The organism is Streptomyces sp. NPDC055013, from assembly GCF_053608645.1.
The window spans coordinates 82,906-95,843 of sequence record NZ_JBSGVW010000019.1 but is presented as its reverse complement, the minus strand read 5'-3'; the positions used below and the strand labels follow the sequence as shown (position 1 = coordinate 95,843).

Here is a 12,938-nt window from a genome sequence, read left to right as displayed (position 1 = left end):
AGGATTCAGCTCGCGGCCCGGAACGAGCGCAGGCGCAGCGAGTTGCCGACAACGAAGACCGACGAGAAGGCCATGGCCGCTCCGGCGATCATCGGGTTGAGCAGACCGGCGGCGGCGAGCGGCAGGGCGCCGACGTTGTAGGCGAAGGCCCAGAACAGGTTCGAGCGGATGGTCCCGAGCGTCCGGCGGGACAGCCGGATGGCGTCGGCGGCGGCACGCAGGTCACCCCGCATCAGGGTCAGGTCGCCCGCCTCGATCGCCGCGTCCGTGCCGGTGCCCATCGCCAGACCCAGGTCGGCCTGGGCGAGCGCGGCCGCGTCGTTGACGCCGTCGCCGACCATCGCCACCGAACGGCCCTCGCCCTGAAGGCGCTTGACGACATCGGCCTTGTCCTGCGGCAGTACCTCGGCGATGACGTCCTCAGGGGCGATCCCGACCTCGCGGGCGACGGCATGTGCGACGGCCTTGTTGTCGCCCGTCAGCAGGATCGGGGTGAGACCGAGGGCGCGCAGTCGCCGGATCGCCTCCGCGCTGGTCTCCTTCACCGCGTCGGCGACCTCGAGGACCGCCCGCGCCTCGCCGTCCCAGGCGACCGCGATGGCGGTACGACCGGCCGCCTCGGCCTCGGACTTGGCCTGCCGCAGCTCCTGAGGCAGTTCCATCGCCCAGTCGGCCAGCAGGCGCTCGCGCCCCACGAGGACCGCATGCCCGCCGACGATGCCCTGCACCCCGAGGCCGGGTACGTTCGCGAAGTCCTCCGGCGTGGGCAGCGAACCCAGCTTCTGCAGCGCCCCCTCGGCCACCGCACGGGCGATCGGGTGCTCCGAGTAGTGCTCCAACGCGCCCGCGAGACGGAGGACTTCGGCCTCGTCGGCGTTGTCCGCGGTGTGCACGGCCAGCAGGGTCATCCGGCCGGTGGTCACGGTGCCCGTCTTGTCGAGGACGATCGTGTCGACCTTGCGTGTGGACTCCAGCACCTCCGGGCCCTTGATCAGTATTCCGAGCTGCGCGCCACGTCCGGTGCCCACCATCAACGCGGTCGGCGTGGCCAGACCCAGGGCGCACGGGCAGGCGATGATCAGTACGGCGACCGCGGCGGTGAAGGCGGCGGCGGGCCCGACCCCGTTGCCCAGCCAGAAGCCGAGGGTGCCCAGCGCGAGCGCGATCACGACCGGCACGAAGACGGCGGAGATCCGGTCCGCCAGCCGCTGCGCCGCGGCCTTGCCGTTCTGTGCGTCCTCCACCAGCCGTGCCATCCGGGCGAGTTGGGTGTCGGCGCCCACGCGCGTGGCCTCGACGACGAGTCGGCCTCCCGCGTTGATCGTGGCGCCGGTGACCGCGTCGCCCACGGTCACCTCGACCGGCACGGACTCGCCGGTGAGCATCGAGGCGTCCACCGCCGACGAGCCCTCGACGACGGTCCCGTCGGTGGCGATCTTCTCGCCGGGCCGCACGAGGAAGCGGTCACCGACCTTCAACTCCGGGACGGATATGGTCCGTTCGATGCCGTTCCCACCCAGGACGGTCACGTCCTTGGCGCCCAGCTCCAGCAGTGCCTTGAGTGCCGCGCCCGCCTTGCGCTTGGAACGGGCCTCGAAGTAGCGCCCGGCCAGGATGAAGGCGATGACACCGGCGGCCGCCTCCAGATAGATGTTCCCGGAGCCGTCGCTGCGGGCGATGGTCAGTTCGAAGGGGTGCGTCATGCCCGGCTCGCCCGCCGTGCCGAAGAACAGCGCCCACAGCGACCACAGGAACGCGGCCGACGTACCGACCGAGATCAGCGTGTCCATGGTGGCCGCGCCGTGCCGCAGATTGGTGAACGCCGCCTTGTGGAAGGGCCACCCGGCATAGGTCACGACAGGCGCCGCCAGCGTGAGTGACAGCCACTGCCAGTACTCGAACTGCAGCGCCGGAATCATGGCCATCGCCACGACGGGCACGGCGAGGGTCACGGCCGTGATCAACCGCTCCCGCAGGGGCCGCAGTTCATCGGGCTCGTCCGTGTCCTCGGAGGCGTCCCGCACGGGCGGCGCCGGCTCCTGCGCGGTGTACCCGGTCTTCTCCACCGTGGCGATCAGGTCCTGGACGGACACGTCACCGCCGTAGCTGACCTTCGCCTTCTCGGTGGCGTAGTTGACGGTCGCGGTGACGCCGTCCATGCGGTTCAGCTTCTTCTCGATGCGCGCCGCGCACGAGGCACAGGTCATGCCGCCGATGGCGAGCTCTACCTCGGTCGTGGGGTCGGACGCGGTGGTGGTCATCCCAGCTCCTCGTGCGGGGTGCGGGCGGAGCCCGGTGCGGCCGGGCCCCGGCGATTCGGGGTGCGGGTCAGGCGGCGCGGCCGGTCAGCTCGTAGCCGGCCTCGTCCACGACCTCCGTGATCAGCGCGTCGTCGGGCTCGCCGGCGCTGGTGACGGTGACCTGGCCGGTCGCGAGATCGACACCGACCTCGGTGACGCCGTCCAGCTCGCCGATGACCTTGGTGAGCGTGGCCTTGCAGTGGGCGCAGCTCATCCCGGACACGGCGTAGGTGGTGGTGGTCATGTGTTCCTCCCGAGGGGCTCTGTCGCGGTTGGCCCGGGTACGGGGTAGGGGTATCCTGGCCGATGTCCATGTATACCCCTAGGGGGTAGTCGAGGCAAGCGGGGAAGCAGGTTGACTTCATACCCCCCAGGGGTATCGTGAGGTGCAGTGAAGGATCGTATCGAAGGACCGACTCGCAGGAGACCGCCATGCATGCCGGACTGAGGATCACCGCGTTCGCGGCCGCACTGGCCGCGACCTTCGGCACCGCCTACGGCGTGGGCAAAGGCGTCGACCCCGTCGTCGACGACCCGGCACCCGCCCGCCACGAGAGCCACAGCGAGGAGTCAGCGGCACCGGAAGGTGACGGACACGGCGGGCACGAGACGAAGCCGGCCGGCGGGTTGCAGATCTCCGAGGGCGGCTACACCCTCGACCTGCGGACCCCGGGCGTCACGGCCGGGAAGCGCTCCGACCTGAGTTTCGTCATCCGCGACGACGACGGACGTGCCGTCACCGCCTATCGGCGCGAGCACGACAAGGAACTCCACCTCATCTTGGCCTCACGCGACCTGGGTACCTACCGTCATCTGCACCCCACCCGCGCCGCCGACGGCACCTGGGGCATCCCCGTGGAACTGCCCCGCGCGGGCGGCTACCGCGTCTTCGCCGACTTCACCCCGGCGAAGAAGGGCGCCGAGAACCTCACCCTCGGCGCGGACCTGGCGGCCGCCGGTCCCTATGAGCCGCGGCAGCTGCCGACGCCGAACACGACCGCCAAGGTCCACGGCTACGAAGTCCGGCTGGACGGCGTCCTGCGCCCGGGCAAGGAGCGCGAGCTGAAGCTCAAGGTCTCGCGGGGCGGCCGCCCCGTCACCAACCTCCAGCCCTACCTCGGCGCCTACGGCCACCTGGTGGCCCTGCGCGCCGGCGACCTCGCGTACCTCCACGTCCACCCCAACGGGGAGCCCGGCGACGGCAGGACGAAGCCCGGCCCGGAGATCTCGTTCACGGCGACGGCGCCGAGCAGTGGTACGTACCGGCTGTTCCTCGACTTCAAGCACGAAGGGGAGGTGCACACGGCGGAGTTCACCGTGCGGGCAGGTGCGACGGCGACCGCCTCGGAGGTGCCCGGGCACGAGGACGGGACTGCGGAGCACGGTCACTGAGGGGTTCTTGCCTCAGCCCAGGGCGCGATCCAGGTTGAACGCCGCGCTGATCAGGGCGAGATGGGTGAACGCCTGAGGGAAATTGCCCTGTTGCTCACCCGTGTGGCTGATCTCCTCGGCGTACAGGCCCAGATGGTTGGCGTACGTCAGCATCTTCTCGAAGGCCAGCTGCGCCTCGTCGACCCGGCCGGCCCGGACCATGGCCTCCACGTACCAGAACGAGCAGATCGAGAACGTGCCCTCGTCACCGCGCAGTCCGTCGGGGCTCGCCTCCGGGTCGTAGCGGTAGACCAGCGAGTCGGACACCAGATCCTCGGTGAGGGCGTCGAGCGTGGACAGCCACTTCGGGTCGGTCGGCGCGATGAACTTGGCCATCGGCATCATCAGCACGGCCGCGTCCAGGACGTCACTGTCCTCGCACTGGACGAAGGCCTTGCGCGTCTCGGACCAGCCCCGGGTCATGATCCGCCGGTAGATCCTGTCCCGGCACTCCTGCCAGCGCGGCAGATCGGCGGGCAGTCCGCGGCGGTTGGCCATGCGGATGCCCCGCTCGATGGCCACCCAGCACATCAGCCGCGAGTACAGGAAGTTCTTGCGGCCGCCGCGGGTCTCCCAGATGCCCTCGTCGGGCTGGTCCCAGTTCTCGCACACCCACTCCACCAGGGCGCACACGTCGTCCCACTGGTCGCTGGAGATGGGCTGCGCCCACTTGTCGTAGAGGTAGATCGAGTCGACCAGCGCGCCGTAGATGTCGAGCTGGAGCTGGTCGGAGGCGGCGTTGCCGACCCGCACCGGAGCGGAGCCGAGATGGCCCTCCAGGTGGTCGAGTACCCGTTCGGGCAATTCGGTGCGGCCGTCGATGCCGTACATGATCTGCAACGGACCGGTGGGCGAGCCGTCGCCCCGGCTGACGTGTTCGGTGAGGAACTTCATGAAGGCCTCGGCCTCGGTCGTGAAGCCCAGCCGCAGCATCGCGTACACGCAGAACGCGGCATCGCGCACCCACATGTACCGGTAGTCCCAGTTGCGTTCGCCGCCGAGCTGCTCGGGCAGGCTCGTCGTGGGCGCGGCCACGATGGCGCCGGTGGGCGCGTAGGTGAGCAGCTTCAGGGTCAGTGCGGAGCGGTGCACCATCTCCCGCCAGCGGCCCCGGTACTGGGAGGCGGTCAGCCAGCTCCGCCAGTAGGCCACCGTGCTGTTGAACTGCCTCTCGGCCTCGGCTCGCGCGCACCGCTTCAGCGCGAGCGCCCCGCTGATCTGGTCCAGGGCCAGCACCGCCGACTCGCCCTGGGAGAGCTTGAAGTCGGCGTGCACGTCCGGCCCGTCGATCTCCAGCGGCACGGTGGAGGTCAGCCCGATCGACAGCTCCTCCGACTCGAAGACCGCCACCTCGTCCTCCATGCGGACGGTGTGTGTCCGGGTGCCGTAGTCGAAGCGCGGTGCGACGCGCGTATGGAACGGGATCGAGCCGCGTACGCAGACCACACGCCGGATCAGCCGGTGCCGCTCGGCCTCGGCCGTATCGCCGTCGACCGGCATGAAGTCCTGCACCTCGCCGACGCCGTCCTCGGTGAAGAACCTGGTGATCAGGACGTTGGTGTCGGGGAAGTAGAACTGCTTGGTCCGCGCCGGCACGGACGCCGCCAGCTCGAAGCAGCCGCCCCGCTCGGCGTCCAGGATCGCCGCGAAGATGCTGGGCGCGTCGAAAGCCGGGCAGCAGTACCAGTCGATCGTGCCGTCGATGCCCACTAGGGCCACGCTGCGCAGATCGCCGATCAGGCCGTGATCGGCGATCGGCACGTACCGCGACGCCCCCGGTGTGCCCGTCTCGATCGGAGTAGTGCTCATCGCAGCCTCCTCGGCCCGCCATGCGCCTCGCTCCCAGCGTAGGTGAGGTCGGCCGGAGGGGCCGGGGTGGCGGGATCGGGGGGCTCGGGGTCTCAGACCGCGAGGACCCGCAGGCCCGCCTCCTCGAAGCGGCGCAGGGTCTCCGGGTCGGCCGCCGTGTCCGTGACCAGCGTGTTCACGGCGTCGGCCGCGCAGATCCGGGCGAACGCCCGCTGGCCCAGCTTGCTGGAGTCCGCGGCCACGACCACGCGCTCGGCGCGCTCGCACAGCAGCCGGTTGATCGCCGCCTCCGCCTCGTCGTGCGCGGCGGCACCGTGTGTGACGTCGAAGCCGACGACGCCGAGAACCGCCACGTCGATCGTGATCTGGGACAGCACCCCGTCCGCGAGCGGCCCGATGAGCTCGTACGACTGCGGGCGCGCCACCCCGCCGGTGACCACGATCTTGAACTGGGGGCGCACGGCCAGTTCATTGGCGATGTTGAGCGCGTTGGTGACGACGGTCAGCGCGGGCGAGCCGGACGCGAGGTCGCTGCGCACGGCCAGGGCACGCGCCACCTCGGTGGTCGTCGTACCGCCGGTCAGCCCGACGGCCTCGCCGGGGGCGACGAGATCGGCCACCGCCTTGGCGATGCGCTGCTTCTCGGAGGCGTGCCGGGCCGTCTTGTAGCGCAGCGGCAGCTCGTACGACACTCCGTGTACGACCGCGCCGCCCCGTGTGCGGACGAGCATCTGCTGCTCGGCGAGCTGGTCGAAGTCGCGGCGGATCGTCGCGGCCGAGACCTCCAGCTCGGCGGCCGCCTCCTCGACGTCCAGCCGGCCCCGCTCAACGAGCAGCTCCAGCAGCGCCTTCCAGCGGGCGTCGCGCGACATCCACCCTCCATTCCTCGATCTCCCGCGACCTTAGCGCACGCTTCTTCCTGTGTTTGCTTGATTATGCTCGAAAGTGGGAGCTATCTTGCAAGAACAATCAGATGACCATCGCAAGGCTCCATCAGAGGCCCGGAGGACGGCGGCATGACGCATGTCGAGGACGAGCTCAACAGCCAGCCCGAGCGCTGGACCCGCGCCGCGACCGAGGCGGCCCGCCTCGGCGGGGTGCTGCCGGGGCCGGGGGAGCGGGTCGCGGTCGTCGGCTGCGGGACGTCGTATTTCATGGCGCAGGCGTTCGCCGTACTGCGTGAGGGGTCGGGCCGCGGCGAGACGGACGCCTTCGCCGCGTCGGAGTTCCCGCACGGGCGCTCCTACGACCGCGTCCTCGCCCTGACCCGCTCCGGTACGACCACCGAAGTGCTGGACCTGCTGGGGCGGTTGAAGGGGCGCACGCCGACCGTCGCGATCACCGCCGACCCGGACACGCCCGTCATGGGTGTCGCCGACGAGGTGGTGGTCCTGGACTACGCGGACGAACGGTCCGTCGTGCAGACCAGGTTCGCGACCACCGCCCTCACCCTGCTCCGCGCCCACCTCGGCCTGCACACCGAAGCGGTTGTGGCCGACGCCCGCACCGCGCTCGCCGTCGAACTGCCCGAAGGGCTGGTGGAGTGCGGGCAGTTCACCTTCCTCGGCCGTGGCTGGACCGTGGGCCTGGCCAACGAGGCCGGGCTGAAGATGCGCGAGGCGGCGCTGTCCTGGACGGAGGCCTACCCGGCCATGGAGTACCGGCACGGCCCGATCAGCATCACCACCGGCGGCACCGCGACCTGGATGTTCGGCGAGGCGCCCGAGGGGCTGGCCGAACAGGTGCGCTCCACCGGTGGGCTGTGGATCGAGGGCCGCCTGGACCCCCTCGCCGAACTGGTCCGCGCCCAGCGACTCGCCGTAGCCGTCGCCGCAGCGCGCGGCCTCGACCCGGACCAGCCCCGTCACCTCACCCGTTCGGTGATCCTCGCCCCCTGACGCGCACCACGACACGCCCCCGGACGTGTCCGACGCGTCCTCTCCCGCGCCGAGAAAGGACAAGGCCGTGCCCCTCGTGACCACCGGCGAGCTCGTCACCCGTGCCGCCGCAGCCCGCTCCGCCGTCGCCGCCTTCAACGTCATCACCCTGGAGCACGTCGAGGCGGTCATCGCCGGTGCCGAGTCGGTGGGTTCGCCAGTCGTGCTCCAAGTCAGCGAGAACGCCGTCAAGTTCCGCTACGGACGGCTCCTTCCGCTCGCCCGCGCCGCCGTCGCCGCCGCCGAACGCGCCGCCGTCCCCGTCGCGTTGCACCTCGACCACATCCAGAGCGACGACCTGCTGCGCCAGGCACCGGACGCCGGGTTCAGCTCCGTGATGTACGACGCGGCCCGCCTGCCGTACGCCGACAACCTCGCCGCTACGAAGGCCGCCGCCGACTGGGCGCACGCCCAAGGCCTCTGGATCGAGGCCGAGTTGGGGCGCCTCGGCGGCAAGAACGGCGAGCCGCCCCTCGACGCCCACGCCCCCGGCGCCCGCACCGACCCCGCCGAGGCCCACGCCTTCGTCACCGACTCCGGCGTCGACGCCCTCGCGGTCGCCGTCGGCAGCTCCCACGCCATGACCACCCGCACCGCCACCCTCGACCACGATCTCCTCAAACGCCTCGCCGCCACCCTGGACGTCCCCCTCGTCCTGCACGGCTCCTCCGGCGTCCCCGACGACGAACTCACCGCGGGGGTCGCGGGCGGCATCGCCAAGGTCAACGTCGGCACGGCCCTCAACATCGCCATGACGGCAGCGATCCGCGAATTCCTCGCGGCCCATCCCGAGGCGGTCGACTCACGCAAATACCTGAGCGTGGGACGGGAGGCGATGGTGCGAGCGGTGGCGGACATCATCGGGGTACTGACGACACCCTGACCGACCACTCCCAGGCCGGGCGCTCCGAATGCATACTTAGGTATGCCTAAGTCGAAGCGGCGGCCCCAACTGGGCGAGACCCAGGAGACGTTGCTCATCCCGCTCTACGGGCGGGCGGTGCAGACACGCAAACGCAACGGCCTGATCCACGACCCCAAGGCCGTGGAGATGGTCGACTCCCTCGACTACGACTTCTCGCGCTTCCACGGGGCGAAGAGCCTGATCGGCGCCACCCTGCGCACGCTCCAGTTCGACGCCTGGGTGGCCGGCTTCCTGCGCCGCCATCCGTCCGGAACGGTCGTGGAGATCGGCACCGGCCTCAACACCCGGTTCGAGCGCCTGGACAACGGCACGGTCCACTGGTTCGACCTCGACCTGCCCGACGTGATGGCGCTGCGCCGCACGTTCTTCCAGGACACCGACCGCAGACACACCATCGCCGCCTCGGTCACCGACCCGACCTGGACCGAGGCGGTGCGCGCGAGCCCGGGGCCGTACTTCATGGTCGCCGAGGCCGTCCTGATCTACCTCGACCAGGACGGCGTCCGCTCGGTGTTCGACCTCGTCGCCGACCGGTTCCCCGGCGCCGAGCTGGCTCTGGAGACGGCCGGCAGCCGCGCGATCGACCGGCAGGACAACCACGACGTCCTCGGCAGGATGGCCGCCCGCATGCGCTGGCGCTGCGACGACCCGAAGGAGGTCGAGACGTGGCGCGCCGGCATCGAGCTCGCGGAGTCCCGCACCTTCGCGGACTTCAGCGGCGCCGTCCGCAGCGCCGTCCCGCTCCCCGTACGGCTGCTGCTGCGGGCCATGACGGTGATCCGGCGCCGTGACATCGACGCGTACCGCCTGAACCGCTACCGCGTCGGGGACCCCGAACGCACCGTCACTTCTTGACGGCCCGAAGCACCACGAACTTCGCGTCACTGGCGACGAGTCGACTGTTGCCGAACAGCCGCCGCAGCTTCACGTGGTAGCCGAGGTGCCGGTTGCCGATGACCCACAGCTCACCGCCCGGCCGCAACGCGCGCCGCGCCCCCGTGAACATCCGCCAGGCCGTCGAGTCGGTCGTGGCCTGGTGGGAGTGGAACGGCGGATTGTTGAGCACGAGGTCGACGCTCCCGGCCGGCACGCCCGCCAGCCCGTCCCCGACCCGGAACTCGGCGTGCCCCGGCACCCCGTTCGCCTTGTACGTCGCCTCCGCCGAGGCCACCGCCTGGAAGGACTCGTCGACGAACAGCACCTCGGCCTCAGGGCTGGCCAGCGCCATCGCCGTACCGACGACACCGTTGCCGCACCCGAGGTCGACCACCCGCCGGCCGCCCCTGACGTCGGGCAGGTGCCCCAGGAGGAAGCGCGTGCCGATGTCGAGCCGATCGGCACAGAAGACACCCGCGTGATTGACGACCGTGCGTCCCGAGACCGCGCCGATGCCGTCGGGGAGCGTGTACGTGTACGGCCACGGGTTGGCGGGCCGTTCGGCCGCCGGCTGAGGCGTGCAGAAGATCAGCCGGGCCTTCCGCTCGGCGAGCGAGGTGCGGGTCGGGCCGAGGATCCGCTCGAACAGCTGGAGCGTCGAGGTGTGGATCTCCTTCACCATGCCCGTGCCGACCACCACCGTGCCCTCGTGCACCGCGGGCGCGAGCCGCAGCAGCTGGTCCTCCAGCAGCGCGAGGCTCTTGGGCACCCTGACCAGGAGGACGTCGACGCGGTCCGGCGGCGGGTCCTGCGTCGTGAGCAGCCGGACGTCGCCGGGCTCGACGCCATGGCGGGCGAGGTTCGCTCGGGTCGCCTCCTGGGCCAGGTAGGAGTCCGTGACCTGCACCGGCCGGTGCGCCGCGAGCGCCGTGACCAGGGCGCCCCAGCGGTCACCCACGACCACGACCGTGCCGGACAGCGGGACGTTCTGCTCGGCCAGATGCCTGAGAAGGTACTCGTCGGAGGCGTCCCAGGCGCGCAGCCTGTCACGCGGGTCCGCGGGGAAACGGGACAGCGCGAGCTCGCCCCAGGGCGTCGTCATACGGTCGTTCATCGTGCGTCAAGGCTAAGCGACCCCGGCGGCACCGCTTGCCGGGCCGCAGCTCAGGCCGGTGGGGGAGGATGGGAGGCATGGACGCCGAGCTGTTCCCCCGTGAGCGTACGGAGGTCGCGCCGGGCGCGGTGCACGTGCCCGGCTGGCTGGACGCGTCGGCCCAGCGCGAGCTGCTGGAGGCCTGCCGCGGGTGGGCGCGCCCACCGGCCGGCCTGCGCATGGTGCGCACCCCCGGCGGCGGCACTATGACCGCTCGCCAGGTCTGCCTGGGCCGGCACTGGTACCCGTACGCCTACGCCCGGACGGTCGTCGACGGCGACGGAGCCCCGGTGAAGCCGTTCCCCGGGTGGCTGGGCGACCTGGGCCGGCGCGCGGTGCGGGACACGGTGGGTGCGGACCTGCCCGGCGGACCGGAGGCCGCGTACGACATCGCCCTGATCAACTTCTACGGCGCCGACGCACGCATGGGCATGCACCGCGACAGCGACGAGAAGTCGGACGCCCCGGTGGTGTCCCTGAGCCTCGGCGACACCTGCGTCTTCCGCTTCGGCAACACCGAGACCCGGAGCCGCCCGTACACGGACGTCGAGCTGCGCAGCGGCGACCTGTTCGTGTTCGGCGGCCCGTCGCGACTGGCCCACCACGGTGTGCCGAAGGTGCAGCCGGGCACCGCACCGCCGGAGTTGGGGCTGACCGGCCGGCTGAACATCACGCTCAGAGTGAGCGGCCTGTAGGCCGCCGGACCTGCGGATCATGGGAGACTCGCCCTCATGAGCGGCAAGGCGGACCCCCGGACGGCGGGGGAAGGGACCACCTCGAGGGCGCGGTTGGACCGGGGGCGCGGCGCGCTCGGACCCGCGTTGGAGCTCGTGCACACCGGACGCGCACCCACACGCGCGGTCCTCACCGCCGAGCTCGGCGTGACCCGGGCGACGGCGGGCGCGGTCGCCGCCGAGCTGGAGGCGCTCGGGCTGATCCGGGTCGACGCACGGCCCGGCGCGGCGGCGGGATCGCAGGGGCGGCCCTCGCACCGGCTGGCGGTCGCCGAGGACGGCCCGGTCGTCCTTGCCGCGCAGGTGCACGCCGACGGGTTCCGGGCGGCGCTGGTCGGCCTGGGCGGCCGTATCGTCGCCACCGCACCCGGCTGCGAGACCGTGGAAGCCGACCCGGCGAAGGTGCTCGGGTCCGTCGTCGAGGCGGGCGCCGACCTGCTGCGCACCACCGGACGGCGCTGCGTCGGTGCCGGGCTCGCCGTACCGTCCGCCGTCGCCGAGCCCGACGGCCTGGCCCTGAACCCCCTGCACCTGGCGTGGCCCGTGGGAGCCCCTGTCCGCCGTATCTTCACGGAGTGCGTGCGCGCCGCCGGGATCACCGGACCGGCGTTCACCGGCAACGACGTCAACCTTGTCGCGCTCGCCGAGCACCGGCACGGAGCGGGGCGCGGCGCCCGCGACCTGCTGTGCGTGGCCACCGGGCACCGGGGCGTCGGCGGTGCGCTCGTGCTGGACGGCCGTCTGCACACCGGCAGTTCGGGCCTGGCCCTGGAGGTCGGTCACCTCACCGTGAACCCCGAGGGCAGGCCCTGCCACTGCGGCAGCCGCGGCTGTCTCGACGTCGAGGCCGACCCGCTGGCGTTCCTCACGGCCGCCGGCCGCGAGCCCGGCCCTGAGGTCTCCCTGCTCCAGCAGGCCAAGGACCTGATCCGCACCCGGTACGACGACCCCACGATCCGTGTCGCCACCGAGGCCCTCATCGACCGCCTCGGCCTGGGCCTCGCCGGCCTGGTCAACATCCTCAACCCGGACCGCATCATCCTCGGCGGCCTGCACGCCACCCTCCTCGACGCCGACCCCGGCCGTCTGCGCGCCGTCGTCGCCGACCGCAGCCTCTGGGGGCAGAGCGGCAGTGTCCCGATCCTCGCGTGCACCCTCGACCACAACAGCCTGGTCGGCGCCGCCGAGTTGGCCTGGCAGCCGGTGCTGGACGATCCGCTGGGGGCGCTGGCCTAGGGGCTGTCGCTTGGATCGTGCCGGCGTCCAATCCACAGGCCCTAGACGAGCCCGCCCGGCGGCAGCCCGAGCTCGCGGCGCGTCTCCGGCGAGTCCGGGTACACCCGCCACTCGCCGACCAGCTCACCGGTGACGCGGGCGCTCCACAGCGCCGGACCGGCAAGCTCGGGCCGCGAGCTGAGGGAGTATCCGGACACCGAGACGACCTCGTCCTCCACGGTCAGGTCGGTGAACACGTTCCGGTAGTCCGTGAACGCCGCGAAGAACCCGCGCCACGCCTCGATGCAGGCCTGTTTTCCGCTGACGGTGCCGCCCTCGGTGTCGACGAGTGTGTGGTCGTCGGACATCAGCGAGGCCATCTCGGTGAGGTCATGGTCGTTGATCGCGGCGTTGAAGCGCTGGACGACATCCACGGCGTCCATCCCGACCTCCTTGCCCCGGGTCTCCTCGCGGTCACCTCCATGCTCTGCCGCAGCCGGGACGACCGCACCTCACGGCCCACGGCCGCACACCCGCCCGCGGACCTGGGTACCCTTC

The 12,938-nt window shown here is 71.6% G+C and carries 12 protein-coding genes; 6 read left to right on the top strand and 6 right to left on the bottom strand.

What is annotated here, in order from left to right; genetic code table 11:
- Nucleotides 1-5: 5 nt before the first annotated feature.
- Together ACWGDB_RS23280 and ACWGDB_RS23275 are read right to left on the bottom strand one after the other, a co-directional pair.
- A complete protein-coding gene (locus ACWGDB_RS23280; protein ID WP_453824152.1) occupies nucleotides 6-2,261 on the bottom strand; it encodes a heavy metal translocating P-type ATPase in 2,256 nt (751 codons plus the stop codon).
- Between the two features lie 67 nt (nucleotides 2,262-2,328).
- Nucleotides 2,329-2,544 (bottom strand): heavy-metal-associated domain-containing protein, encoded by a 216-nt coding sequence (locus ACWGDB_RS23275; RefSeq protein ID WP_383598535.1) that lies wholly within the window; start codon nucleotides 2,542-2,544, stop codon nucleotides 2,329-2,331.
- 188 nt (nucleotides 2,545-2,732) lie between these two features.
- On the opposite strand from ACWGDB_RS23275, the gene ACWGDB_RS23270 reads away from it, so the two are divergent.
- Nucleotides 2,733-3,692, top strand: a complete 960-nt coding sequence (locus ACWGDB_RS23270) for a hypothetical protein (RefSeq protein WP_453824151.1) — start codon at nucleotides 2,733-2,735, stop codon at nucleotides 3,690-3,692.
- A gap of 12 nt (nucleotides 3,693-3,704) precedes the next feature.
- Here the strand turns inward: ACWGDB_RS23270 and ACWGDB_RS23265 are convergent, their stop codons facing one another.
- Both ACWGDB_RS23265 and ACWGDB_RS23260 read right to left on the bottom strand, forming a co-directional pair.
- Nucleotides 3,705-5,540 carry a glycoside hydrolase family 15 protein gene (locus tag ACWGDB_RS23265; protein ID WP_453824150.1) on the bottom strand — a complete coding sequence of 612 codons (1,836 nt, stop codon included), beginning with the start codon at nucleotides 5,538-5,540 and terminating at the stop codon, nucleotides 3,705-3,707.
- Between the two features lie 92 nt (nucleotides 5,541-5,632).
- Nucleotides 5,633-6,412, bottom strand: coding sequence for a DeoR/GlpR family DNA-binding transcription regulator (locus ACWGDB_RS23260; protein ID WP_453824149.1), 780 nt, complete (start codon nucleotides 6,410-6,412; stop codon nucleotides 5,633-5,635).
- A 144-nt stretch (nucleotides 6,413-6,556) separates the two neighbouring features.
- Between ACWGDB_RS23260 and ACWGDB_RS23255 the strand changes: the two genes are divergently transcribed.
- The 3 genes from ACWGDB_RS23255 to ACWGDB_RS23245 all read left to right on the top strand — a co-directional run bounded on the left by ACWGDB_RS23255 (nucleotide 6,557) and on the right by ACWGDB_RS23245 (nucleotide 9,257).
- On the top strand, nucleotides 6,557-7,438 hold the full coding sequence (locus tag ACWGDB_RS23255) for an SIS domain-containing protein (protein ID WP_453824148.1): 882 nt from the start codon (nucleotides 6,557-6,559) through the stop codon (nucleotides 7,436-7,438).
- Between the two features lie 67 nt (nucleotides 7,439-7,505).
- A complete protein-coding gene (locus ACWGDB_RS23250; RefSeq protein ID WP_453824147.1) occupies nucleotides 7,506-8,360 on the top strand; it encodes a class II fructose-bisphosphate aldolase in 855 nt (284 codons plus the stop codon).
- 42 nt (nucleotides 8,361-8,402) lie between these two features.
- Nucleotides 8,403-9,257, top strand: coding sequence for a class I SAM-dependent methyltransferase (locus ACWGDB_RS23245; protein WP_453824146.1), 855 nt, complete (start codon nucleotides 8,403-8,405; stop codon nucleotides 9,255-9,257).
- Here ACWGDB_RS23245 and ACWGDB_RS23240 read toward each other — a convergent pair.
- Nucleotides 9,247-10,380 (bottom strand): methyltransferase, encoded by a 1,134-nt coding sequence (locus ACWGDB_RS23240; protein WP_453824207.1) that lies wholly within the window; start codon nucleotides 10,378-10,380, stop codon nucleotides 9,247-9,249. The two genes, ACWGDB_RS23245 and ACWGDB_RS23240, sit on opposite strands and share 11 nt — an antisense overlap.
- An 89-nt stretch (nucleotides 10,381-10,469) precedes the next feature.
- Here ACWGDB_RS23240 and ACWGDB_RS23235 point away from each other — a divergent pair, with 89 nt between their 5' ends.
- Both ACWGDB_RS23235 and ACWGDB_RS23230 read left to right on the top strand, forming a co-directional pair.
- Entirely contained in the window at nucleotides 10,470-11,126 is a 657-nt protein-coding gene (locus ACWGDB_RS23235) for an alpha-ketoglutarate-dependent dioxygenase AlkB family protein (protein WP_453824145.1), read from the top strand.
- A 36-nt stretch (nucleotides 11,127-11,162) separates the two neighbouring features.
- On the top strand, nucleotides 11,163-12,401 hold the full coding sequence (locus ACWGDB_RS23230) for an ROK family protein (protein ID WP_453824144.1): 1,239 nt from the start codon (nucleotides 11,163-11,165) through the stop codon (nucleotides 12,399-12,401).
- Between the two features lie 41 nt (nucleotides 12,402-12,442).
- On the opposite strand, the gene ACWGDB_RS23225 is transcribed toward ACWGDB_RS23230, so the two are convergent.
- Nucleotides 12,443-12,823, bottom strand: coding sequence for a nuclear transport factor 2 family protein (locus ACWGDB_RS23225; protein WP_453824143.1), 381 nt, complete (start codon nucleotides 12,821-12,823; stop codon nucleotides 12,443-12,445).
- Nucleotides 12,824-12,938 lie beyond the last annotated feature (115 nt).